Origin of the sequence: Candidatus Seongchinamella marina (genome assembly GCF_026262685.1) — a bacterium.
In the GTDB taxonomy this organism is placed as follows: Bacteria; Pseudomonadota; Gammaproteobacteria; order Pseudomonadales; family Halieaceae; genus Halioglobus; species Halioglobus marinus.
In genome coordinates this window covers 689,113-713,805 of the sequence record NZ_SHNP01000001.1, presented here as the reverse complement: position 1 = coordinate 713,805, position 24,693 = coordinate 689,113, and the positions used below count along the sequence as shown (strand labels likewise).

At 51.0% G+C, this 24,693-nt stretch carries 25 protein-coding genes; 7 read left to right on the top strand and 18 right to left on the bottom strand.

Annotation, left to right across the window (positions count from 1 at the left end):
* Positions 1-6: 6 nt before the first annotated feature.
* Complete coding sequence (locus EYC87_RS03110; RefSeq protein ID WP_279251573.1) at positions 7-651, bottom strand: cupin domain-containing protein; 645 nt, start codon at positions 649-651, stop codon at positions 7-9.
* A gap of 102 nt (positions 652-753) precedes the next feature.
* Between EYC87_RS03110 and EYC87_RS03105 the strand changes: the two genes are divergently transcribed.
* The gene (locus EYC87_RS03105) at positions 754-1,284 is read left to right on the top strand and encodes a DUF3833 domain-containing protein (protein WP_279251572.1); all 531 of its coding nucleotides are present in this window, start codon (positions 754-756) and stop codon (positions 1,282-1,284) included.
* A 3-nt stretch (positions 1,285-1,287) separates the two neighbouring features.
* Here EYC87_RS03105 and EYC87_RS03100 read toward each other — a convergent pair whose 3' ends face one another.
* Entirely contained in the window at positions 1,288-2,166 is an 879-nt protein-coding gene (locus EYC87_RS03100; protein ID WP_279251571.1) for a TIGR03619 family F420-dependent LLM class oxidoreductase, read from the bottom strand.
* A gap of 200 nt (positions 2,167-2,366) precedes the next feature.
* Here EYC87_RS03100 and EYC87_RS03095 point away from each other — a divergent pair, with 200 nt between their 5' ends.
* Both EYC87_RS03095 and EYC87_RS03090 read left to right on the top strand, forming a co-directional pair.
* The gene (locus EYC87_RS03095) at positions 2,367-3,905 is read left to right on the top strand and encodes an AbgT family transporter (protein ID WP_279251570.1); all 1,539 of its coding nucleotides are present in this window, start codon (positions 2,367-2,369) and stop codon (positions 3,903-3,905) included.
* A gap of 25 nt (positions 3,906-3,930) precedes the next feature.
* Positions 3,931-7,179: an amidohydrolase family protein gene (locus EYC87_RS03090; protein WP_279251569.1), complete on the top strand. Its 3,249-nt coding sequence runs from the start codon at positions 3,931-3,933 to the stop codon at positions 7,177-7,179.
* A gap of 53 nt (positions 7,180-7,232) precedes the next feature.
* Here EYC87_RS03090 and EYC87_RS03085 read toward each other — a convergent pair whose 3' ends face one another.
* Both EYC87_RS03085 and EYC87_RS03080 read right to left on the bottom strand, forming a co-directional pair.
* Complete coding sequence (locus EYC87_RS03085) at positions 7,233-7,946, bottom strand: YebC/PmpR family DNA-binding transcriptional regulator (protein WP_279251568.1); 714 nt, start codon at positions 7,944-7,946, stop codon at positions 7,233-7,235.
* A gap of 240 nt (positions 7,947-8,186) precedes the next feature.
* Complete coding sequence (locus tag EYC87_RS03080; protein ID WP_007227204.1) at positions 8,187-8,621, bottom strand: nitroreductase family deazaflavin-dependent oxidoreductase; 435 nt, start codon at positions 8,619-8,621, stop codon at positions 8,187-8,189.
* 134 nt (positions 8,622-8,755) lie between these two features.
* Here EYC87_RS03080 and EYC87_RS03075 point away from each other — a divergent pair, with 134 nt between their 5' ends.
* The gene (locus EYC87_RS03075) at positions 8,756-9,970 is read left to right on the top strand and encodes a serine hydrolase domain-containing protein (protein WP_279251567.1); all 1,215 of its coding nucleotides are present in this window, start codon (positions 8,756-8,758) and stop codon (positions 9,968-9,970) included.
* 16 nt (positions 9,971-9,986) lie between these two features.
* Here EYC87_RS03075 and EYC87_RS03070 read toward each other — a convergent pair whose 3' ends face one another.
* The 7 genes from EYC87_RS03070 to glmS form a co-directional block, all read right to left on the bottom strand.
* Complete coding sequence (locus tag EYC87_RS03070; protein ID WP_279251566.1) at positions 9,987-10,739, bottom strand: SDR family NAD(P)-dependent oxidoreductase; 753 nt, start codon at positions 10,737-10,739, stop codon at positions 9,987-9,989.
* Positions 10,740-10,842: 103 nt separating this feature from the next.
* Positions 10,843-11,166 (bottom strand): hypothetical protein, encoded by a 324-nt coding sequence (locus EYC87_RS03065; protein ID WP_007227617.1) that lies wholly within the window; start codon positions 11,164-11,166, stop codon positions 10,843-10,845.
* Between the two features lie 128 nt (positions 11,167-11,294).
* Positions 11,295-12,011 carry a peptide-methionine (S)-S-oxide reductase MsrA gene (msrA, locus tag EYC87_RS03060; RefSeq protein WP_279251565.1) on the bottom strand — a complete coding sequence of 239 codons (717 nt, stop codon included), beginning with the start codon at positions 12,009-12,011 and terminating at the stop codon, positions 11,295-11,297.
* Positions 12,011-13,579 carry an AMP-binding protein gene (locus tag EYC87_RS03055; protein WP_279251564.1) on the bottom strand — a complete coding sequence of 523 codons (1,569 nt, stop codon included), beginning with the start codon at positions 13,577-13,579 and terminating at the stop codon, positions 12,011-12,013. Before EYC87_RS03055 ends, msrA begins: the two co-directional genes overlap by 1 nt.
* A gap of 5 nt (positions 13,580-13,584) precedes the next feature.
* A complete protein-coding gene (locus EYC87_RS03050) occupies positions 13,585-14,772 on the bottom strand; it encodes a glutamate mutase L (RefSeq protein WP_279251563.1) in 1,188 nt (395 codons plus the stop codon).
* Entirely contained in the window at positions 14,766-16,133 is a 1,368-nt protein-coding gene (locus EYC87_RS03045) for a methylaspartate mutase (protein WP_279251562.1), read from the bottom strand. The genes EYC87_RS03050 and EYC87_RS03045 overlap by 7 nt, the downstream gene beginning before the upstream one ends.
* Positions 16,130-16,543 carry a methylaspartate mutase subunit S gene (gene glmS, locus EYC87_RS03040; RefSeq protein ID WP_279251561.1) on the bottom strand — a complete coding sequence of 138 codons (414 nt, stop codon included), beginning with the start codon at positions 16,541-16,543 and terminating at the stop codon, positions 16,130-16,132. Before glmS ends, EYC87_RS03045 begins: the two co-directional genes overlap by 4 nt.
* A 161-nt stretch (positions 16,544-16,704) precedes the next feature.
* Between glmS and rraA the strand changes: the two genes are divergently transcribed.
* Positions 16,705-17,184, top strand: coding sequence for a ribonuclease E activity regulator RraA (gene rraA, locus EYC87_RS03035; protein WP_279251560.1), 480 nt, complete (start codon positions 16,705-16,707; stop codon positions 17,182-17,184).
* Between the two features lie 82 nt (positions 17,185-17,266).
* Here rraA and EYC87_RS03030 read toward each other — a convergent pair whose 3' ends face one another.
* Both EYC87_RS03030 and EYC87_RS03025 read right to left on the bottom strand, forming a co-directional pair.
* Entirely contained in the window at positions 17,267-18,454 is a 1,188-nt protein-coding gene (locus EYC87_RS03030; RefSeq protein WP_279251559.1) for an amino acid aminotransferase, read from the bottom strand.
* A 128-nt stretch (positions 18,455-18,582) separates the two neighbouring features.
* A complete protein-coding gene (locus tag EYC87_RS03025) occupies positions 18,583-19,569 on the bottom strand; it encodes a hypothetical protein (RefSeq protein WP_279251558.1) in 987 nt (328 codons plus the stop codon).
* A 135-nt stretch (positions 19,570-19,704) separates the two neighbouring features.
* Here EYC87_RS03025 and EYC87_RS03020 point away from each other — a divergent pair, with 135 nt between their 5' ends.
* Positions 19,705-20,091 (top strand): hypothetical protein, encoded by a 387-nt coding sequence (locus tag EYC87_RS03020; protein WP_279251557.1) that lies wholly within the window; start codon positions 19,705-19,707, stop codon positions 20,089-20,091.
* 13 nt (positions 20,092-20,104) lie between these two features.
* Here the strand turns inward: EYC87_RS03020 and EYC87_RS03015 are convergent, their stop codons facing one another.
* The 5 genes from EYC87_RS03015 to EYC87_RS02995 all read right to left on the bottom strand — a co-directional run bounded on the left by EYC87_RS03015 (position 20,105) and on the right by EYC87_RS02995 (position 23,648).
* On the bottom strand, positions 20,105-20,653 hold the full coding sequence (locus EYC87_RS03015; protein ID WP_279251556.1) for a carboxymuconolactone decarboxylase family protein: 549 nt from the start codon (positions 20,651-20,653) through the stop codon (positions 20,105-20,107).
* On the bottom strand, positions 20,617-21,078 hold the full coding sequence (locus tag EYC87_RS03010; protein ID WP_279251555.1) for a carboxymuconolactone decarboxylase family protein: 462 nt from the start codon (positions 21,076-21,078) through the stop codon (positions 20,617-20,619). Before EYC87_RS03010 ends, EYC87_RS03015 begins: the two co-directional genes overlap by 37 nt.
* Positions 21,071-21,508: a nitroreductase/quinone reductase family protein gene (locus tag EYC87_RS03005; RefSeq protein WP_279251554.1), complete on the bottom strand. Its 438-nt coding sequence runs from the start codon at positions 21,506-21,508 to the stop codon at positions 21,071-21,073. Before EYC87_RS03005 ends, EYC87_RS03010 begins: the two co-directional genes overlap by 8 nt.
* 111 nt (positions 21,509-21,619) lie before the next feature.
* Positions 21,620-22,789 (bottom strand): saccharopine dehydrogenase family protein, encoded by a 1,170-nt coding sequence (locus tag EYC87_RS03000; RefSeq protein WP_279251553.1) that lies wholly within the window; start codon positions 22,787-22,789, stop codon positions 21,620-21,622.
* Positions 22,790-23,165: 376 nt separating this feature from the next.
* A complete protein-coding gene (locus EYC87_RS02995; protein ID WP_279251552.1) occupies positions 23,166-23,648 on the bottom strand; it encodes a hypothetical protein in 483 nt (160 codons plus the stop codon).
* Between the two features lie 194 nt (positions 23,649-23,842).
* Here EYC87_RS02995 and EYC87_RS02990 point away from each other — a divergent pair, with 194 nt between their 5' ends.
* Positions 23,843-24,685, top strand: coding sequence for a DUF1295 domain-containing protein (locus EYC87_RS02990; protein WP_279251551.1), 843 nt, complete (start codon positions 23,843-23,845; stop codon positions 24,683-24,685).
* Positions 24,686-24,693 lie beyond the last annotated feature (8 nt).

Below are 24,693 nucleotides of genomic sequence, written 5' to 3'. Positions count from 1 at the left end.
GGTCGATCAGTTTAGCGGTAAATGACCTACTTTCACCCAAATGACAGTTTCCTGCTCGACGTAGGGGCAATGCTGACTTAGATGGGGACTGCGCATCCACGTGCCTGCCGGGTAACGACCAAATTCATCGATAAATTCTCCACTAACGACGTAAATCTCCTCGCCCCCAAAATGCTGGTGCGGCTGGAATTGTTCCCCTGCTGGCCACCGTACCAGTGCGGTAGACTCACCCTGGCATTCGTGCAGGGGCATTACCTGAAGACTGCCCTGCCCCGGCCTCCAGGCACTGGTTTCAGTGTCTAGAACAACATGCGCAGTGTCACCGGGCTGAAATTGATGCAACTTCACCAGAATGACACAGCCCTCCACACTGAAAGGCGCATGACGAAAGCCCTCGGGATTACGAAAATAGGTGCCGGCGTGGTAATCCCCGGTTTCATCAGAAAAAAACCCTTCCAACACCAGGATTTCTTCTCCCAAAGGATGATCGTGAGCATGAAAATGAGAACCGGGATCATAGCGCACGATACTGGTGGCATGCCCCTGCTCCGCTTCCTCGCGGGCTAACGGCTTTCTCCAAACACCCTCCCTCGGACTAGGGAGCCATTCCCGGTCTCGCGTGTTGATAGCGATTCGCTCAGAAAAATCCATGTTTAACATCTTGTCTCTCGCAAAAGTTCATGAAGCCGGGGCGCCGGGCGAATGATCGGATTTTGTCGATATTTCGTACACAATTCAAATAGGAGATTGACCATGCTGCGTTTACTGATCAACCTTACCATTGTGTTGGGCCTGACAGCCTGCTCTCAAGTTCAGGTGACCGCTTACCAGGACATGCAACCTGCCTTCAAGGTGGAGCAATTCTTCGATGGCCAACTAACCGCTCACGGAGTCGTGAAAAACCGGGGTGGGAAAGTCATAAGGACCTTCGATGCCACTATCGCTGCTACATGGCGGGACGGTGTAGGTACCCTGGACGAGGACTTCGTGTTTAATGATGGCGAACAGCAAAAACGGATTTGGACCTTAACACCCAGGCCTGATGGCACTTATATCGGCACGGCTGGCGATGTCACCGGAGAAGGGCTGCTGCAGCAAGCGGGCAACAGCGTTTTTCTCGATTACGTGCTCCAAGTTCCCTATAACGATAGCGTTATCGAGGTACGCGTGGACGACCGCATGTACCTGTTGACACCGGACCTGTTGATTAACGAGTCCAAGCTGAAAAAGTTTGGTCTTGTAGTCGGCGAACTACTACTCGTCATCGCTCGCCAACCCTCATAAACATTAGGCTCGGTAGGGTTTAATCACGTTGTCAGCGTACCAGTTGATCATCCCTATCTTCTCTTCGACGCTCTGGGTATCTGGTTCTGCCGAATAGGGATTACGAAACGCGATGATAACCTCTGTTACACCTGCAGCGGCAAGGTCTCCCAACCCATCAACAGAGTATGCAGCTTCCGTCATGGCGTGATATTCAAACGCACCACTTTCTCGACCGTAGTCTTTGCGAAAACCTTCAATCTGGGAAATCATGCTCTGCAACTCCTGCAGTGAGGATCCCGCAGATATCCAGCCATCCCCAAGCCTGGCGGCTCGCCGCAAAGCGGGTTTAGCGTGCCCGCCCACCAGCAGCGGGATATGGTGATCGGGCACGGGGCATAGCTTGATCGGATCCATCTGGAATATCTCACCGTCATATCCAAAGTACTCACCGGACATTAGACCGTTCACTATTTCCATCATTTCATCCATGCGCTTGCCCCGCTTCTCCCACGGAATCTGACAAGCCAGAAAGTCTTCGGGCCATGGACTAATGCCCACCCCCAGCCCCAAGCGATCACCGATCATCACTGCAAGCGACGACAGCTGCTTGGCGACCACCACGGGCTGGCGCACAGCCAGTTTAATCACCGAGGTGGTAAACCGAATGTGCTCAGTGCGGGCCGCCAGGTAAGGAATAGCGACAAAGGGTTCTAAAAATGGCACGCCATCGAGGAAATCCCGTGTTCCGTCATCGTTGTAAGGGTAGACGTCGCTTCCCTCCTGCGGATAGCAGATACTGTCTGGGAACGTAAAAGTATCAAAGCCTGCAGCTTCAGCCGCCTGAGTCAGCGGCAAGTATTGGTCTGGCGGACACATGGTCGCGTGATATGCAAATTTCATGGATTTCCCCTCTCATCATTTATCGTTAGATGACTGAATAGACATTGCGACGGAGCGGCCACGTCTCGTTCCAGCGTTTCTCCGTCACCGTTACCCTGCAAAGTCCATAGTGTGTACGTTGTTACCACAACTGTAGACCATTAAACTGGGCGGCAATTCTCGCAAACGCCAGCCCACCGAATGATAAGCGGAGACAGACCATGGCAAACACCCGGATCGGACAGCAGGGCATTACTCAGCGAGCCCTGGCCACGGTAGAGCGCGTCGGCAACAAACTGCCCGATCCCACCTTGCTTTTTATCGCCTTGCTATTTTTGGTGTGGATACTGTCCTGGTTAGCATCTTACGTGGACTGGGGCGTGGCAGACCCCCGCACCGGGGAGCCCCTGCTGATAGTTAACCAGTTGTCTGGTGAATCACTGGTGCTGTTCTTTTCTTCGATGGTGAAGACATTCGCTCACTTCCACCCCATTGGAGTTGTGTTGGTGGCCATGCTTGGTATTGGTGTCGCCGAACACACTGGGTTTATCAACTCCGCGTTGCGAGCCATGCTGGGGCTGACAGCGCGCTGGTTGCTGACCCCCATGCTAATACTGGTAGGTATCGTCAGCCATACTGCGGCGGACGCAGGCTACGTACTCGTAATTCCCCTCGGCGGTGTTATTTTTTACGCAGCAGGTCGACATCCACTGGCGGGGATCGCTGCCGCCTTCGCCGGTGTTTCCGGCGGCTTTTCAGCTAACTTTATTCCGTCAGCCATTGACCCCATGTTGCAAGGCATTTCACAGTCAGGAGCTCAGATCATCGATCCTGAACTCACACTAAATCCATTGAATAATTATTTCTTTACCGCTTCCTCATCACTCCTAATCATACTTGCAGGCTGGTTTATCACTGACAAGTGGGTAGAGCCCCGCTTACAGCAATCTGCCATAGATGAGGATCTCGAAGACTTGCCCACCATGGACGAACTCTCACAAAGCGAGCGACGCGGCCTGCGCTTCGCACTCTGGGCGATGGTTTTTGCCATAGGGATTTTAGTGGCAACCGCCTGGCCAGAAACCTCCGCCTGGCGCGGCAAAGGCGGCTCTCTTACTGAGCTCGGTGCGCCGATAATGGGTTCTATCGTCTCGCTGATTTTCGTGCTTTTTCTGATACCCGGCGTGGTCTACGGCTACGCCGCGGGCACAGTGGATAGCGCGAAAGACATTATTACCGGAATGAGTAAGTCCATGGAGACCATGGCGTACTATCTGGTGATCATGTTCTTCATCGCCCAGTTCATTTTTGCCTTTTCAGAATCTAATCTGGGCGTGCTGCTAGCGCTCAAAGGTGCCGCTGCGCTCGAAGCGGCAGCTCTGCCTAGTGCGCTCACCATTGTTGGTATCATTCTGCTAACCGGGATACTCAATCTGTTCGTCGGTTCGGCAAGTGCCAAGTGGGCGCTACTGGCACCCATCTTCGTGCCCATGCTGATGGAGTTAGGGATTTCAGCCGACCTGACCCAGGCCGCTTATCGGGTAGGCGACTCAACGACAAATATTATTACACCGCTGATGCCTTATTTTCCGCTAGTGGTCGTGTATTGCCAACGCTACATGCGAGACACCGGTATCGGCACTGTCACAGCGATGATGTTGCCCTACTCGGTTAGCTTCCTGATTCTCTGGACGCTCTATTTACTAAGCTATTGGGCGCTTGGCCTCCCTCTTGGCCTGCAATCCAGCTACATCTACTGAGTCTGTACTACCAATTGGAACGCTAATGAGCTTTAAATACCTACGAATTATGTTCGCCATCACACTGTTATCAATGCCTGTCTCGGCGATTGCACGGGAAGGTGAAAAAACTGGCTGGGAAGTGAATAACCCTGATTTCAGCTCCCAGCCCAGGTCCGCCAGTATTAATGTGACTGAGGGCACCTGGGTGAGCCTTGACGTTTCACCAGACGGCAGCACCATCGTATTCGATTTGCTAGGCGACATTTACAGCCTTCCTATCGAGGGTGGCAAAGCGACTGCCATTACCCAAGGCATGGCCTGGGATATTCAGCCGCGCTTCAGTCCAGATGGGAGTCAGATCGCCTTCATTTCCGATCGTGATGGGGGCGATAACGTATGGCTGCAGGACCTGGACTCGGGAGATAGCCGTCAGCTGACCTTTGAAAGCTTTCGCCTGCTCAACAACCCGAGTTGGAGCCCCGACGGACAATACATTGCTGCGCGTAAGCATTTCACCACGTCCCGGTCACTGGGTACTGGCGAAATTTGGCTTTATCACGTTGATGGTAATCGTAACCAAAAAGGCCAGCAGGTCGTTGCACGTCCCAACGAGACCTTCCAGAAGGAGCAAGGTGAGCCTACTTTCTCGGCGGATGGTAAAAGCATTTATTTCAGCCGAGACGTCAGTCCCGGGGACACGTTTATCTATCACCAGGACAGTAACAAGGAATTATTCCAAATACGCCGGGTTAACCTGGACGATGGCAGCATCGATACCGTGGCCGGCGGGCCCGGCGGTGCCGCGAGACCGGCTCCCTCTCCTGATGGTAAGCAACTTGCCTATGTCAAACGCGTGCGCGCGCGCTCGCGACTGTTCGTCATGGACTTGGCCACTGGTGAAGAAAGCATGATTTTCGATGCACTGGACCAGGACATGCAGGAGATCTGGGCGGTGCATGGTGTCTACCCCAATATGGACTGGACGCCAGACAGCAAGAATATTGTTTTTTGGGCGCAGGGAAAAATCTGGAAAATTAACGCGAACGGCGAAGGCTTAAGCGAAATACCGTTTAGTGTGGTCGACAAACGAGAGTTCTATCCGCCCATACAATTTGCTGTGGATGTTGCTCCCGATGAATTTGATACCCGAATGGTGCGATTTGCCAGTCGCTCGCCCGACGGCTCAGCCGTAGTCTTCGAATCATTGGGCGAACTCTACATCAAACACAGCGACAAAGACGCCAAGCGGCTAACCAGCGATAAAAACGAGGGCTTCGATTACAGTCCGGTTTGGAGCCCTGACAGCAAGTCCTTGTACTTCATGCGCTGGAACGATCAGTCTTTGACGAGTATTCGCAGCGTTAACGCAAACGGCGGCAAGTCTAAAAGGCTGACAGTGCCCCCGGGACAATACACAGAGCTTTCTGTTTCCCCGAAAGGAGACCAACTACTGTTTCGCAAAATCGCTGCTAGCGCTTTGCTGGGCTCACTGCATACAGTGGACTCTGGTATTTACCTCTACGATATAAGCGATGAGATTACCCACTTCGTAAGCAAGCGCGGTACCTACCCGCACTTCGGCGCAGACGATCGTATTTACTCACAGGAGCGCGCCGAAACCGCGATCGGCCGTGGCAGCAAAACTGCGAGCACCTTACTGCTATCAATGACCCCAAACGGCAACGACGTGCGTATCTTTGCGCAATCCGAACGAGCGACAAGAATAGAGCGGTCGCCAACAGGGAGTCACATCGCTTTTCTGGAGGGGCATCATGTGTACCTGCAGCCCGCCATTAACACAGGAAAAACACTCTCGCTAACTACAGACGGTGGCTTAGGTACCACATTTCCGACGAAAAAATTGTCCGCGGTCGGAGGAACTTATATGCACTGGTCTGCGAATGGGGACAGTATTAGTTGGTCTACAGGACCACTGCTGAAGACCGTTGAGATCGCCGGCGCAACGCTGCCCACAGCGCAACCAAGGGTGTCCAGCGAAAACTTGTCACTATCCGTCAAGACGGATATACCCGAGACCAGAATAGCGCTCGCTAATGCGCGCATCGTTACGATGAATGAGGATCGCGAAGTTATCAGGCATGGCACTATTCTGATACGCGGTAACCGTATTGAAGTGCTGGGCAGATCATCTGACATTCTGGTGCCAGAAAACTACGAGGTAATCGACCTCTTCGGCAAGACAATATTGCCGGGGTTCATCGATATTCACGCTCATGGTCCCTACGGTGAAGGTCAGATAGTTCCGCAACAAAACTGGGACTTGCTGGCGCACTTGGCGCTGGGTGTAACAACAGTCCACAACCCATCCAGCAGAGCGTTTCAGGTTTTTGCTGCAGCCGAATATGCACGCGCAGGAAAAATTCTTGGCCCCAGGATATTTTCTACCGGAGAAATAATTTATGGGGCAAAAAGCACTGCTTTTTCACTGATCAATAATCTTGATGACGCTCTCGCTCACGTTCGGCGACTGAAGGCACAAGGCGCAATCAGTGTGAAAAATTACAACCAACCTCGCCGTGAACAGCGCCAGCAAGTCAACGAAGCTGCTTTTCAAGAAGGTTTAATGTCTGTGGCCGAGGGAGGTGCTTTGTACCATCAGGACATGAGCTTCCTCGCTGACGGAATTACAGGCATTGAGCACAACGTACCCACGATGAAAATGTATTCTGACGTTAATCAATTTTGGGCGCAGTCGGGAGCGGCTTACACGCCAACGCTTGTCGTTACCTTTGGCGGGCTGACGGCAGAGAATTATTACTATCAGAATACCGAGGTCTGGAAGCACCCGATTCTGTCGAAATTCGTACCGCCTACCCTGCTGCGCGCCAGCTCAGTGCGTCGGATAATGGCGCCGGAGGATGAGTTCAGGGACGATGATGCTGCGGCGGCAGCCAAGCAGCTGCTGGACCGCGGCATCAACGTCAATATTGGCGCTCACGGCCAGCGCGAAGGCCTGGGCAGCCATTGGGAAATATGGAGCTTTGCTCGCGGTGGTTTCAGCCCGATGGAAGCGCTATCGACAGCGACGATCAATCCCGCTCGCTACCTGAAAATGGATGCAGACCTGGGCTCTATTGAAAAGAAAAAGCTTGCCGATTTATTAATCCTGAATGCTAACCCGCTGGAAAATATTCGCAATACCGACAAAATCAGCCACATCATGGCTAACGGTAGGTTGTATGAAGCGAAATCGCTCAAAGAAGTGCACACCGGTAAAAGCGAACTCAAACCGTTCTACTGGCAGGGGAAACCCGAGAGCGAGATATTTTAGAATCAAACGCCAAGCTCCTATGTTGCAGGGCCGGGCCTGATTCACGACAACGCCTAACCGACGTTGTGATAAACCTTTTGCACGTCTTCCACGTCCTGCAACATTTCGAGAAACTTCTCAAACATGGGCTCGTCATCTGCGGGGATGGGGGCGGTGTCTTTCGGCACGAACTGGATTTCTTCAACCTCAAACTCAATGTCACCCAAAGCCTCATGTAACGCCTGTCGAGCCTTGGCAAATTCTGTGTGCGGTGCAAAGACAGTGATACTACCTTCTTCGCTCTCAATGTCTTCCACATCCACATCGGCCATCATCAGCGCTTCCAGCACGGCTTCTTCATCATCGCTCGGGAATACAAATATGGCACTGTGATCGAAGGAGTGGCTGACACTGCCGGGGGTGCCAATCTTACACTTGGTTTTGGTGAAGCACTGACGGACATCGCCAATGGTGCGATTCGTATTGTCGGTGAGGCAGTCTACGATCACCATGCAGCCACCAGGGCCAAAGCCCTCATAGCGGGCGGTGGCAAAATCCTCACCTGCGTTACCTTTGGCCTTTTCAATTGCCTTGTCGATAACATGCGCCGGCACCTGGTCCTTCTTGGCGCGTTCAATAGCACTGCGCAGGGCCAGGTTGCCATCCGGGTCCACACCGCCCTGTTTCGCAGTCACATAGATCACTCTTGCGTGCCTGCTATAAACCCGAGCCTTCTGGTCCGAGGTCTTGGCCATGGATTCCTTGCGGTTCTGGTAGGCTCTTCCCATGCTGAACTCCTGAAAAAACCGTAATTATAGTCGAAATTGCCTGCTCTTAACCATCACCACACCGATGCTTTAAGCTTAATGCGCTACCAAGAATCTCGTAATTCACAATAACTCTTTTTCAACAGCTTCCCCGGCACTTGAATGCCTGGCTGCTCTCTTGGACAACTGGCCACCGTAATAAAAAGCTTATTCACATGACTTACCATCGTGATATTCAACTCGGCCCCAGGCTTTTATGCGCTAACTCGGTTCCGCCAAAAAAACAGGAATGACCCTGCTCGTTTTAGCCTGGTACTCCTCGTAAGGCGGATAGGCCTCTACCCCGGCAGCCCAAAGTTTGGCCTTCTCTTGGGGGTCATTTATCTCACGAACACGCATCGAGGTAACCTCTGTTCGGTCGCGCACCGTAACATCGGGATGGGCTCGGAGGTTAGCCACCCAGGCTGGGTTCTTGGGCTGGCCGCCCATGGATCCTATGAGCACATAATTACCGTCAACCTCAACCCGCATTACCGGAATTTTACGCACGGCGCCTGTTTTAACCCCTTTATGGGTAATCAGGACACAAGGCATATCAGTGCCCTCCAGCAGGTAACCTTCAAGACCGCCGCTGCTTTCGTAGAGCTCTACTTGTTTGCGCACCCAGTCCAGCGTTGGCGGTATGTAATCTGTCATGACGTCGAATCTCTCTTTTGTTGAAGGGAAACTTGAACTATAAACGATCGGTTTAAATAACGCTGCATCAACACTGCCAAATGTGGTTTAGTGACCGTGAGATACTAAATTTTCGCAGAGGTGTTCGCGTGACAATGTTGAAACTATCCCTGACAACCCTGCTGTGCAGTGGCTTAACGATCTTCTCTATGACGAGCCTCGCCCAGGGCGTCACCATCGGCGGCACTGTCGCAGAGGGTGAGGCCAGCGGCATCATGGCTCTGTTCGCAGGTGACCGCTTTTCAAATTTCCGCAATATAGATCAATTTGTAGCCACAGCTGAAATGACACCCTCTCCTGACCCTTGGGATCTGGGAACGAGCAATGACAGTCTCAGGTACCAGGCTGACTTTATGGGCAACCCCACCAGCCTTGAAGAATTCATCAGCTTATCTGATACCACCGCTTTTCTGGTGATCAGAGATGGCCAAGTGGTTTATGAAAAGTACGCCCACGGAGATAGCCGCAAAAGCCTCCACGCCTCTTTCTCAGTTGCTAAATCATTCACCTCCGCGTTACTGGGCATCGCTCTGGGCGAAGGAAAGATTGGTAGTCTCGATGACCCTATTCGTCAATACCTGCCAGAACTGACCAGTAAAACGTTCGATGGCGTCAGCGTTAAGCATGTCCTGCAGATGTCATCGGGCATGCGCTTCAACGAAACCTATACAGACCCGAACTCCGACATCAACAAGATGGCCGGCATGGTGCCACCCATGAGCTATCTCGAATACATCAATACGCTAGGACGAGAGCATACCCCCGGAACGTTTAATCACTACGCCAGCATTAACACCCAGCTGCTGGGCATCTTGTTGGTACGAGTCACTGGCGAATCCTTAACTAACTATATGACTAATCGGCTGTGGCATCCTCTTGGAATGGAATACAGCGGGCTGTGGACTCTTGATGAACAGGGGTTTGAGTTGGCCATGGGCGGACTAGCCGCAGCGGCCCGCGACTACGCGAAGCTGGGGCTGCTATATTTGGATAACGGCAAACGTGAAAAGCTGCAAATCTTACCACCCGGCTGGACCAGCGAGTCCGTCACGCCTAATGAACCTCACTTGATGCCCGGCGCAAATACCAACTCGTCTAACGAGTCGGGCTATCAATACCAGTGGTGGACACCTCGCGATTGGGATGGGGACTTTCTTGCACGCGGAATATGGGGCCAGAGCATTTACGTTCACCCTAAAAATCGCGTCGTCATTGTGAAGCTGGCTGCCGACCAAAAAAACTTCGATCCGACTATTAAGTTGGCGTACATCGATTACATGCAGGACATGGCACAGTCCATGACAGACTAGCAGTAAACAGAGCCTGCTACTTAACCATCATGCCCCCATCTGCGGTCAAAGTAATACCCGTGGTATAGCTCTCACCGGCAAGATAAAAAACCGGATTGAGAATTTCATCGCTGGCAGCAATACGCTTAATCAGATTGGCGTCAATAATACCTTCCTCAAATCCTGGAATGGCAGCAATAGCGCCATCAGTGAGATCCGAGTAATAACTTCCCGGTGCGATAGCATTGACTCGAATGTTCATTGGAGCCCACTCCTGGGCCATTACTTTAGTCAGCGCGTCCAGTGCTGCTTTTGTCGCCGCGTAAAAGCCCATGAATGCAGGTGGCTTAAGAGCAGACACCGAGAGAAAATTAATCACCACCCCTCCTCCGTTTTCCGCCATGTGAGGCGCCAGCCTTGAAGCCAGATACCAGGGGCCACGCTGGTTGACCTGGTACATCTTATCGAAGGCATCGGGTGACAGGTCGGTGAGCGCGCCCATTGCGATGTTGATACCAGCATTGTTCACCAGAATGTCGACGTGCCCATAATGTGCAAGCGCATCGTCTTTCAATTGATCGAGGTCTTGCGTTGAACCCACGTTAGCAGCCAGTGCAATCGCTTCCCCGCCGGCTTCGTTGATGCTTTTGGCGACTGCCTTGCACGCTTCTATCTTGCGGCTGGAGACAATCACCTTGGCCCCTGCCCGCGCAAAACCCTCTGACATGGCCTTGCCCAGACCACGGCTTCCGCCGGTGATCAGGACAACTTTTCCGATAAAATCAAACATTGAGTTAGCTCGGCTTTTAAAAAAACAACCGCAGTCTAACCAAGCTGGATACATTTCCAATGGTCATTAGTGGCCACAATTTATGACGATGAGAAACCGTTAGCTACCAATTATGAGGAAGGCGCGGATCACGATAATGGGAGTGTTTGTACTTCTTGTCTCGCTCTTTTCGCTCTATTTGAAGACGTCTTTTATTCACGTGCTTACGATGAAAGCGTTCTTCCAGTGTCGCTTCCATATCAGAGTATCGATCCAGCAGACCACTCCACTCCAGCAAGGGCCTGAGCCCAAGGCCCAGAAATAAAAGCCCGCTAACATAAGCAAGCAGCCACGATGGCCAAAGTATGGCGACCAAAAAAGTGAGGGAAATCAGGGCGCTATAGACACCCCCCGCGATCGGGCCGTACTCAAATTTACGTTCTGGCATAACTTTTTACCAAGCCGAAAAAGCACCCGTATTTTACACTATCTAAATGCATAGCCAACCAGATGGGCATATCTCGCCACGCCATAGAAACGTTTAAAGTTGGTCAATCAACTATCGTGCCACCGAACTCAGTGCGCGTCCCTTTCGCCCCAGATTGCTTCCAGCCGCTGATCGCGACCACAGTTCCAGCGATAGTACTTATAGCGCACAGGGTTCTTCAGGTAATAGTCTTGGTGATACTCTTCGACCGGCCAAAACTCATTGGCGTCCCGAATTTCGGTGTATACCTGTTGATCAGGAAAACGCGCTGCTACCGCGGCAAGCGACTCTTGCGCCAGCTTTTTTTCTGCTGTGTTAGCAGGAAAAACAGCGCTGCGGTAACTAAATCCTTTGTCACAAAACTGCCCCTTATTGTCAAAGGGATCAACATTCACCCAAAATCGGTCAAGCAACTCCTGATAGCTCACTATTGCCGGGTCATAGGTAACCTCAATAGCCTCAAAGTGCCCATCGTGCCTGCCTTTGTAAGTTGGATTTTTCAGGGTGCCCCCAGTGAAGCCGGAAACAACGTCAATGACACCATCGCGCCCCTGGTAATCGGACTCCATACACCAAAAGCAACCTCCAGCAAAATGGGCGGTAGCCGTCTCTGCGAAGGCCTGATAGCTACCCAGCATAAGCAGGGCTGAAAGAACGAGGTGCTTCATCAAATAGATCTCTACAGTAAATCGTGTAGTCATAGACAGCGGGCGCAGCAAAGCGTTCAGTCGCCAGCAATAATCAGAGCGGTAACCACGGCCAAGCCAAATAAATAGGCGGCGCTGCCGGGGTTCGCTGTTTTTCATTAAGCGGTCAATTCCTGTTTCAGCTCATCCTTATTGACCTGGTTCTTGTCGCTCTGCACTAGCGGCAGCGACTTTTTGTAGACGACTTTGCTGGGAATCATATAGGAAGCGAGGTGCTTCTTAAGCTCAAAAAGAATCTCTTCTTCTGGAATTTCATGGGCCGCCGAATATACCAACACGATTTCTTCTTCAATCAGCTCATTCTCTATCGAAAACACAGCACACTGGCCGATTTGGGGCAGATTTTTTCGAACCACCGACTCGACCTCAAAAGGCGACACCCTGAAGCCGCGCGTCTTAATCATATCGTCATGCCGGGAAACGAAGTAGAAATAACCCTCCTCGTCTTTGTAGACGTAATCTCCAGTGGCAACCACGGTCTCGTCGGTTAACTGGCCCTCCAGGTCAATAACATCCTTCAGAATTTCAATAGACTTAAAGCGCTGTTTATTTTCCTCGGGACCATTCCAGAACCCTCGGTAGATATACCCACCGCGATGAATCAACTCTCCCACTTCACGGGGTGCGCACTCTTTGCCCTCTTCGTTTAGCACATAGAGTTCGACATCGGGAATCGGCTTACCGATAGAGTCGGGACGAATCTGCACCTGGGCAGGATCCAGATAGGTGGATCGGAAAGCTTCTGTCAGGCCATGCATCGAGTAAAAACTGGCCTGCGGGAAAGCGCTCTGGCAATCACTAATCATTCTCTCTGTCACATTACCGCCAGAGGAAGTGATAATCCTGAGCTTGTCGAACAGTTCCGGGCTAGGTACTCGCTGACTCCCTTCGTCAAACATCTGGGAAATGTTGACTGGCATTAATGCCAGAACAGAAACCTCGTCATCAATCAGGTGATTGAAAAAGTCCTCCGGTAAAATGAAGCGATGCAAGGCCAGGGTTGCGCGCTTGTAAAATGAACAAAAAATCTGATTGAGGCCGTAGTCCAAATTGAACATCAGGATGCCGGAAAGGACATCGTCGCTTTCTAGTTTGAGGTACTGAGAAACGACACGCGCTGAATCAACCAGATTGCGATGAGAAATCACAATCCCCTTAGGTGTTCCGGTCAGACCGAATGAATAGGTGATTACCGCATTGTTGTGGCCGCTGATATCGCAGCTGTAAGGTTTATTATAGTACTTGTAGATCTCATCGAATGAAGCGACATCTTTAGCGGCGCTCTCAAAGGAGATGACGTGACCGTCAAACTGGATCTCATCGATACTCTCCAGCTTGATCCTATCAGTGATGATGCACTTTATGTCGCAGTCGTTAATAATATATTCGACCTGCTCTGGCTTGAGCAGGCGGGTCAAAGGGACCAGCACATAGTCGGTAGAAAGTATCGCCAGAATAGCAATAACCTGCTCCAAACCCTTGTTAGAGTAAACACCGATACGTGCGTTCTTTGGCAGACCCAACTCATTCAGGTAACAGGCAACCTGGTTGACGCGACTAAACAATTCCGCGTAAGACATCGCCTTGCCATTAAGCAGCAAGGCAGTTTTCTCACTGTCGCCTTGAACAGCATCTTCGAGTATTGACCTGATACAGTTAATAGACATGATTGTTATACCTTTGTGCCTAGTGTCCAAATATCGTAGTTGCTGTCCATGACAGCAACTGGATTATGACCAGAGCTTAAAATTTTACGATAAAAAAAAGCGATGATTGTTTCTACTTCATCCTGGCTCAGAACCTTGGTAATACCACCGGTCAGAACAATAGAATTAATCTGCAGCAGTCGAAGATTTACGTAAGACTGGCGATAATGGGACATCTTGCAAAGCACTAGAAAAATGGCTAGCTGCATCAAAATTTTCGTCGCCTTATCGGTCTGTTCGTTGTAAATATTTTCCGTCACACCCAAATGCAGAAGCAGTTCATAAACAAACTCATTGCTCTGTGCCGCTAGGATCAGGGACTGCCTGGACTTATAAACACCCAGGCGTTTAAAGACCAGACGGTCATACTCATTCTCAGTAACAATATTTTCGTCCACCAGGTCCTTGGAGTAATGAATATCCGTCGTCGCGCCGCCTATATCTAACAAGATGAACGGATTTGCGACCGACACTCTGGTCTCTATGTGAGGCAGCGCCCTGTTAACGACATAGGGAGTGGACAGTATCTGGTTTGAGGTAATCTCATAGAGATGCTTAATTTCTTCCTTACCTTCTATATCCTGCTGATACAGGTTTGTGAGATAGTCTTTCAAGTGCTCTTCAACAATATGTAACTTGTCATCAATAATATTTGGAAGTACGACGAGATTTTCAATATTGTCACGCATAGACTGCGAATCTTGAGTGGAACCCACAAAGACAGCATTACTGTAATTCAGTTGGTCCAGATAGCTGAAGATTTTTTCAGAGTAAAGGTTACTGTGTGAATCGACACCACCCACCACAATAACCACATCGATAAGATCGCTGGGCACCGAGTAGTCCTCGATATTCTGGAACAGAATGGTATCGATGATGTTAATCCCAGAGTTGAACGCGATATTGGTCGCGTACTTCAGCGAGAACGAGTTGGTTATCCCAATAATGAGAGTACTTAATCCACCGTTTGCCGAAGAGCAAATGTGCACATCTTGTTTGTCAAAGGGCGAAATGGTATCCCCACACTTACTCATCAGGTCGTCAAGGATATCTTGGTTAAAGTCCCTGAAGTGCTGCTCTATCGAGGTAGGCGTGCACACCTTGAAATAAGTGCTACCCACATCAATCAGCAGTTTTTCTGCCTGGCTTACCATTGCATGATACCTATATCGTGGATGATGTCGTTGACGATACTGGTGGTATCTTTGCTCAGATCACATTGGGATTTTTCATACTCATAACATCGATCTGGAATGGGTACATTGCCTCGCTCAATAATGCGAATATTTTTACCCGCATCCCTGATGGTGATCATTTCATTCTGGTTAATGATATGCGGTGAAAACGGCACATCAATGACGCCATTTTTTATCGAATTAAACACTTTGCGCCACAGGGTGTCTGCAGGATCGTTAAATACCGCTTCCATGATCGCCTTTACCTGCAAGGTCAGCATTTCCTCTTCTTCTTCATCGACCACACTGGGTAATCCATTCAGAATCCTGAGGCAGTACTGCGTATCGGCTACAGTTTTGGCGTTGGCTTCCTTGGTTGGGATACCGGTCGCCTCCTGACGGGTCTTGGTAATGATTTTATCGGCACCCACCATCGAGGCAATGACCGTAGAGAGATTGATCAATTGATCCGCAAAGTCCTGATTGGTCGGAAAAGCTCCCATCCACTGGTGATACACCAGGTTGATCGCCGCGTCTCCGCAGTCAATTTCCTCTGCATAGTGTTTGGCCATTCTTTTGAGCACCGCACCGGTAACAATATCCTGATTCATCGAACCCTGTTGCGCAAACGACACTGAGAACGATTTAACGCCCTCTTCCAGGGACAGCAGCATTTCCAGCAATTGGATCACGATAGTGATGGACGGCGGCACCAGGGTTGCTGTTAATGGCCCGAAGGACTCGCGATTAATCGGCTCATTCAACTCAGAGTAATTTGCACAGACGCGTTCCACGTATTTCCAATAGAGAAACGCTCTATCCAATGGAAAGTTTTTTGAGTACGGCAGCAGATAGGTAATAGGACCGCCTTCGATTTCGAAGATGCCCGAAGCAATAGCCGTCTCAATCAGCAAACGGGCATCTGGCGTCCCGTGGCGCAGACTTACTGGTTTGTCGAAATGCGTAATCATCTTGCGGGTGGTGCGATAACCGTGAGTAACCAGCGGATAGCCGTTGAGCATATCCATGTCGTTTTCTTCACTCAGGCGCAGCATTTTCTTAGCCGTAGCGTAATCGTTCAGTCGCGTATTGGAATCGATAGTCAGCGGCAAGACATCGACGTTGGCGTCAACGAAGTACTCATACAGGGCATACTGCTGCTGATAGGTTGGGAAACCACCCCTGGGCTGTACCAACATCTTTTCGCGTTTAGCAAAGTGATGAGAGATGAACAGTTCTTTACTGGCATTGGTCACAAAATCAGACACCTCCGCAAAATCAAAGCTATCGACATACTCATTGCCGAGGATGATTTCTCTCTCTTCCTGCAACAGGCTCATGAGGGGAATCTCTCTTCTATCATGCTTTGCAACATATCCAGGCCAGTATTTAGGTCAATCTGGTGACACACCAGATCAAATCCGTATTTTTTGTAGCGCGCCACGATGTCCTCGGTGTTACCGCTACCTACCACCAGGTTGCCGCCTATCATCATGATGACGTTGTCCAGATTCTTGTATTTGGATTTCAGCAGTTTGACTTCACGGCCCCAGCCCTCTGCCTCTCCATTGAGGGAGGAGATCATCAGCACTTCCGCACCCGTTTCGACAACTGCATCGAAAAATTCTTCCAGGTGTGTATTTACACCCAGATTGTAAACCTCGTAGCCCCTGGCTTTCAGAGACAGGTCGATAAGTCGATTGGCGACCACGTGGATATCGTTACCCACTACGCCTGTTACTACCTTCATGTTTGTTTACACCTGATCGTATAAAAGGGCTCATGTGCACCATTAGGGGACCATGGGCCAACGCTTAATTTCCCGGAAAAGGCAATGATATCAAAAGTTTATGCCGAAATCGGGGTCATAATGCTAGAATTCCCGGGCAAATTTAACTGAGGGAAACTTTCATGGCCTTTTTTACCGCCGATATCTGCGATGACCACAGCAACCAGACCGACGTACTGGGGCCCGGATACTCCAACTATGGTGGCGCCGAAAAATGTCAGGGCGAGATTATCACCATAAAGCTGAACCGTAACAACTCGGATCTGATCTCATTGCTCAGGGACGAAGACGGCACCGGCAAAGTGGTAGTGGTCGATGTTGATCAGGCCTATTATGCAGTGGTAGGTGAAAACCTGATGAAGTTTGCCCACCAAAACAACTACAACGGCATTGTCATCAACGGCTACGTTCGCGACACCTACCAGATCAAAAGCATTCCCGTCGCGCTTTATGCACTAGGCACCTGCCCTCGCAAGTACATCCCGGTAACCGCCGGTGAGCGAAATATCGCCCTGTCATTTGGCGGCTGCCAGTTCACCAGCGGTGACTACCTCTATGCAGATGCGGACGGAGTGATTGTGTGTTCCGAGAAGCTGGTTTAGTCGACACTCCCCAGCGATCGCTCCAAAGCACCATCAAACGCGCAGATACCGGCGTGTGACATACAGCAGCCCGGTCGAGACCCTACAAAACCTTTGCAATAGAGCCCGCTAAATAGTCAACATTATCCGGCGCGACTGCTGCAAGACTGATACGACTGGAGCCCACAATGTAGATACTGAATTCGTCTTGTAATCGCTTCACCTGATCCTTATCGATGCCCAAGAACGAAAACATTCCATTTTGTCGCGTGATAAAACTGAAATCCCGGCTAACGCCATGAGCCACCAACTTATTCACCAGCAACTGGCGCATGCCTCCAATTCGGTCTCGCATTTCCTGCAACTCCACATGCCACTGCGCGGTCAGTTCATCTGAACTCAAAATCGTTTCAACAATAGCAGCGCCATGAGCGGGCGGCATGGAGTAATTCACCCGCACCGTCGGCATGAGCACTGAACTGATGATATCGGCTGCAGCTGCGCTCTTGCCAATCACTGAGCATGCGCCTATGCGTTCACGATAGAGTCCAAAGTTTTTAGAACATGAACTACAGATGATCAGTTCATCGACTGCATCTGCCAGCAGGCGCAGGCCCCGGGCATCTTCTTCCAGCCCTTCGCCAAACCCCTGGTAGGCCATATCAACAACCGGTAGAAACCCTTTTTCTTTTGCCAATTCAGCAATTTGCTGCCACTGCGCATGATTCAAATCCATACCGCTGGGGTTATGGCAGCAGGCGTGAATCAGTACTGCATCGTCTGCCGGCACCTGTTTCAGGGCTTCCAGCATGCCGTCAAAGTTGAGGCACTTGTTCTCGTAGTCGTAATAGGGATAGCTCTTTACGGTTAAACCTGCAGCCGTGAAGACTCCATCGTGGTTGGCCCAGGTTGGATTGCTGACCCAAATGGTAGCTCCGGGTTTGCAGGCCTTGATGAACTCGCCGGCAATGCGCAATGCGCCGGTGCCGCCTGGTGTGGAAATGGTGCGAATGCGATTTTCATCAATCACCCGATGCTCACCCAGGTTTAATGCAGTGATTTTCTCATTGAATAAGGCTGAACCGGCCGAGTTGATATAGGTTTTAGTAGTTTCCAGATCAACGCGAAACTGCTCAGCAGCCTTCACACAGGCCAACACTGGTGTGTTGCCTTGCTCGTCCTTGTAAATCCCGGCGCCCAGATCAATTTTATCGGGGTTTGCATCCGCCTTGAATTTCACGGAAAGGCCGAGGATCGGGTCGGCCGGGCGCTGACGTAACTCTGAGAACATGGGTCGAGTACCTTCGAAATGACGATCATTAACAATGCCGAACTGACCAAGCCCCAATACTTTTTTGCGAGCCCGGTCGAAAAAACGGAGGAATTATAGCTGAATGTGAGCCAAAGCGGAGGGGAACTTTAGTGTCCTGCTCCGGGGTAGTGAATATAGGTCTCCACAATCAAGCGGGCAAAGTCATCCGGCTCGGGACGTGCTCCATTGATTCGACCGGACTGACGCAGGTCTTGCTCAAACAAGTCAATGATCTCATCCAGTGTCAGGTCATCGCTACCTGACTCCCAGAGTGAACGCTCCTCGTGATCTGTAAAACAATAACCTTTCCAGGAAATGGAGTACCTAATCTGCGACCAACTATAGCGAGCGAGAGCCTGCTTGCCGGCACGAAGCTCCCAATTATCTTCGCCCAGATAATAAAGGCGAGTTCCTGCTTGAATGACAGGAAGTTCAGGCAGTCGCTGGGCGACTCTTTCGACGCCATGAAACACTTTATCGGTATCAATCAGAATCGCCGAGTTATGTTGTGCGGGAATGGATTCACGGGCGCTATTGGGACCATCTGGGTAGAACGTAAATGCACCGCCCTTAGCGGCACCAAACCAGGACACGCAAGTGAGAATTCTGACTCGCCAGCGGTCGAATAGTCCTGAGTGCAGCATACACACCATCAGCCATTGAGGTGCATTCTTACGGTTAGCCCCACGAAATTCTGGCACATCTGTATGGATTGCGAGTTCTTGTCCGGGAACCAATAAGTTTGCATAAACAATAGCGGGAATAACTTCCTCACAACCGGAAATTTCTCGTGCCGCACGCTCCAACCTTGGGTGCGCCAGGAAAGGCTCCACACCAGCGACGCGTTGTTCGTTACCGTAGATGTAAGTTTCCCGGAAGTAATTGGTTCGGCTTTGGGCCGTTTCGGCGTCGTCATCATTAACACCGCCGTCGAGACCATGAGCGACATAATTGAGGCCTACATCAAAGCGCTGGGGTAATGACTCGCCCAGGCCATCACTAGTGGCCTCTTCGGCATAGGTACCAAAACTACCGAAAGATTCGGCAATACGCAGCATGGTCTCCGCTTCCTCAGGCTGAAGAAACGGGTCCATGTGTAGATAGCTGGAATTCATTACTGACTAGATACAGCAATAAGCGCTCGTACACAACGCTCTCATGCTTTTAGAAAACCGCTACAGGCTGAATTACTCTTCCAACTCGTATACAAGCAGCATATTGCCCGGCATATGAAAGTAAATACCGTAGCCGCTATTAACAAAAAGTCTGCGTCCTTTGAAGACCGGGCCCCCTTCGCCAATCTACCCACATCGATTGAGCAAAACGCCATCTGGATTGCCAATTGCATCAAGAAAATGGAGAGTGAAGGCTTTGACGTTTGCACCCCAAAACAGCAGGCGGAGGATGACTGGTCTGCGCATGTTTCGGAAGTCCACGCGCAGACTTTAATGGCACAGGGTGACAAAGTGAACCCCTGGATGATGGGCGCGAACATTGAAGACCACAATCCGCGAATCCTGATCTATTTTGGCGGGGCTCATGTCTGCTACGACAAGCTGGACGAATCTGCCGCTGCAGGTTTTCCGGAGCTGGAGTTTACTAAACTGGCGAGCTAGGGCTGAGGCCATGCTAACGAGGAACAGAAATCTCCATGCGGGGCATGCTGTCTGGCATGCCACCCAAGGACACTGCACAGCGAGAAAAGCCGTTAAAATAAGCCATTAACAGTGCAAGGTGAACCTGCTCTGCCTCACTGAATTGCTCATCAAGACAACGCTTTAGATCGGCATCGTGAGCCGACGGCGACAGCACATACCAATCAACGAAGCGCACGATCAGTTCCTGCCGCTCCGGCAGACCTGCTTGAATGCCTTGATTGCTGACCTGATCAACAAGGTCTTCGGTCAGGCCATCGGCAACCGCTATATCATAGCGCACTGCCTGGCACATAACGCAACCCACATGATTTGCGTTACGTAGCCGTGCTAACTCAATATCAGAAGGCGAAAGCGGTCCTGCGTCCCAGATAGCTACGGTCAAATCGAGGTAATGTGGCAACGTCTCTGGTACCAGCCCCAACGCAGAATCCTTGATGAGGTTGCCCGTGTCAGATTGAGGCGAATTGACTCTGGCCTTGGTCGTCACGGTTGATCGACCTTCATCGAGCTCAAATCCCATATCAGACCGAGTCGAATCATTGCGTCAAAAACCCCAAGCGCCTGGACCAGCGCCACAAATCCGACCTCGCCAAAATGTAATTTCACCGCATCCGCCTGCGCGTCAGTGATTGAGCGGGCATCCATGGCGTGCATTTCTGTTAGCTCAAGGCAGGCTTTTTGAGCCGGGCTAAACCCATCGTTATCAGGCCAGCGACTGAGCTCATCACGCTGGCGACTCGCTAGCGAGACTTCTTCGAAGCGCCATGCGACGTCACTGTCCAGAAGCTGTGCCAGGCGAAGCCGACACAACTCGAGAGTTTCCGCAGGTACCGATTCAAGCGACCAAAACGACCGGTAGAGAGCGGCGAATTGCCTACCAATTTCTGGCAGCGCCTCGACTGCCTCGCCGTAGCTTGCCTTGTGGCCAGCGGCCGTTTCAGCCATCAGCAGGAACCAAAACTGCAAAAGCCCAGCCACGCTGCTGCACGAACTTCTCCAGCCCACCGAGCACCCGGCTAAATACCGAGCCAAGTTCCCAATCATTAATATTGTCAAACCCTGGAGCAATAACGATGGCATCTGAAGACACCACTTTTCCATCCAACGAGTAGTTAACCTCAGGATTCTTCTGCAGGTTTTTTACCCAAAACGAGCGATTGCCACGAGCGGTACTGATCAGGCGATACCGGCCCAATCGCAAACTCCAGAGCGGCGTGCGCCTGGGTTGTCCGCTCCTGAATCCGGTAGACTCCAGCACGATCAAGCTGGCAGGGGACCATGCGGGTGAGCCAACACCACTGCTCACAAGAGGCTCTACTACGTCATTTATCTTGCGAAAGAATTTTTGCTCGAACCCAGAGATTGAAATGCTCATTTATTCGTCTACCCGTTACTTTTGACCAAGTTTTGCCCGCTTTTGCAGACTGTGACAATAATACGAGTCTCGCGCTCCAAAAGATCACCCAAGTCAGTCAAGCAGTGACGATCAGCTCTCTTTGCTGAAGGTAAGTCCAGCGTTATCTTGCAACCTGTCTATTAACAATGAACCTAGCGCAGCCGCCGGCGTCCATATGCCTCCGCTAGCCACGTCCGGATGCAATGCCAGACATACCGCAGCTTCCGCTATCATTTTACTGGTTGAGCCATAGCCGGGATCTTTGTCACCCTGCACACTGGCAACGGCGGTGTAGCCACTGTCATTCGACCCGCTGAACATTACGTCATAAGAGCCATTTTCGCGTTCTTCCTTGCTGGGTCCTTCTCCGGGCTGGATGGTTGATTCGACCATGGACTTATCAGCCGCTACGCCCTTGGCTATGGCCTCGCCTTGTTCCCCTGGCCCAGTCAGCATCATCTCGTCGTAAACAAAGTTCTCACCGTAACGGTGCCCGAGCAAAAAATTAGAGCGGTGAATATTCTTGGTATTGATGGTGGCCATGATAAATGGAGCTGACCAGCTGTTCAGGTCTTCCTCATAAATCGGCGCCAGCCCCGAAGGCTGCTCCGGACCAACAACGCCTTCAGTGAGGGCAAATGAGTCCATCAATACTTTGATCAGCTCCGGATTTTTACCGGCGGCTGCCATGGTGGCTTTGAAGCTGGCCAAAGTACCGCCAGACATTGTCCCTTGCATGGAACGAACACGACCCTTTATCCGGGTAAGCGGTGCCTGTTGATCCTCAGCGGCAAGCTGCTGCAGAAACAAAACACCCAGGTCAAAGGGGATGGAGTCAAAGCCACACGAAAATACGATACGCGCCCCACTGGCCTTGGCGGCAGCTCCGTGCGCAGCAATCATTTCATGCATCCAGCCTGGCTCACCGCATAAATCAACGTAGTCTGTGCCGGCGGCAGCGCAAGCCTGCACCAGATCGGAACCGTAAAGCTGATAGGGCCCTACCGTAGTAAGAACCACCTTGGCACGTGACACCATGGTATCGATAGAGGCCTTGCTCGTTGCATCTGCGACGACCAAGGGCACTGAATCAGGTATGCACAGATCGCTGCGGACTTTCTCTAGCTTCTGCTCGCTCCGCCCTGCCATAGCCCAGCTGACCTCCCCGTCTGAACCATACTGGGCATAAAGGTATTCACACACCAGACGACCTGTGAACCCTGTAGCACCGTATACGATAATATCCCATTCTTTTGACATAGCTATTCTCCCGTTGCCGGCGTTGCGGCCAATTTCCTTTGATTGAGTTCTGCTTGATCTTCTGCGTGAGACTCTAACAGTAGTTCAGTAATCTTTTTAACTTCTCGAACATCTTTTTTCTGAGCGTTTGAGCATGAGATTGAGACCGCCAGGCTCAAAACTGAATCGACCCCCCAATTGCTTAACCGTCGTTAGCGACCGCATTTGGCGCAACGTCAATGTAGCGTATTGCAGGCCACTGAGATCTGGATTGTATTACGGCGAGTGCTTAGCCTTAACCATTGCATTGATGGCATTTCATAGCGAGCGACACACCCAATTATGAAACCGCAGAGGCTAGCCAATTTTCATCCATGTATTTTCCAATCACAGCTGATCAGCTTTGCTGAGTACGCAGCCAATTCATTTGTAAACCTAGCATCACAAGGAAAACCGTTACAATTGTGGCAAACGTCTTCAGCAGCAAGGGGGCCTCTAATGAAGCAACTAACGGCGCGTCTAAGGGAAATCGAGTGAGAATCTCGGTTGCTGTGGGCAACAGGTGAAATAAAACTGTCGAAGAAAAACACAGCTCGACGAAATATTTTTGCACCCCTCCCAAAAAGCTCACCTTACTGGCGAGTATACCCACGGTAATTGCAACAATAGTCAATACGGCAAGCCCGTGCGCCGCGTTTGGTGCACCGTGACGGAAAATCGCCAATGCACTGAACGCTGTTAGTAATGTCGCTGCTAAATAGAACTTGGCTAGCGCCCGCTCAAAATTGATTCGTTTGTCCTGCCACAAAAGCATCGCCACAGAAAATAACGCGCTCATCGCGAGTACGGTATGGAATATTCCTAAGGGACTTAACGGCATGGCGTGCCTCCTCAAACGGCATTATTAGCTTCCTGCAGGAAATAAATTATAATTGCACGCTATCTAATTGTATACAATTATTAATGACATTATCCTGACTCTGGCAATCTTCATATCAGGCATCGTAAAATTAAACGCGTGCCCGCCCGCAACACCCGCGCAGCACCAAACTCTGCCCAAAAAAGTGACCTTATATGCACCAACTCATTATCGTTTATTTACTCGGGGCTGGCATTGCCTGGGCCGGTAGTCAGGGTGGCACCCTGGCGGGCACGCTCCCAGTATTCGCGGGGTGCGCCCTGCTCGCATTTGCGTTGCAGTGGCTTGCCTATATACCCGCCTATTTGCAGCAAACCGAGAAATTTTATGATCTGACGGGTAGCGTGACTTACGTAAGTTGCATCACCCTCGCGCTAGTACTGTCTGAGCACAATGACCCGCGCTCGATCCTACTCGGCGCACTCGTCGCCCTATGGGCAATAAGACTGGGGAGTTTTTTGTTTTCTCGTATCCGTAAGGACGGGTCCGATTCGCGCTTCGACAAAATAAAGCCGAACCCACTTCGCTTCTTTTTTACCTGGAGCCTGCAAGGCCTCTGGGTGCTGATTACTGCTGCCTGCGCTCTGGCGGCGATCACCGCCGAACAAAAGGTATCGATGTCTTACATCGACCTGTTCGCCATCGTGTTATGGGTGATGGGATTTAGCATTGAAGTCGTTGCCGATCAGCAAAAGCGCAACTTCCGTAAAATCGCAGGAGCCGATGCTTTCATTTCAACAGGACTATGGGCGCGATCAAGACACCCAAATTATTTTGGCGAAATTCTACTGTGGACAGGCATTGCCCTGCTAGCTTTGCCGGCGTTGACCGGATGGCAAATGGCTACCCTCATCTCGCCCGTGTTTGTTTACCTGCTGCTTACTAGGGTTAGTGGCGTGCCGCTGCTGGAAAAAAAATCTGATAGTAAATGGGGCGGCCACCCCGAATACGAAGCTTACAAAGCGACCACACCCGAGCTAGTGCCGAAACTCTGGTAACGCTAGTG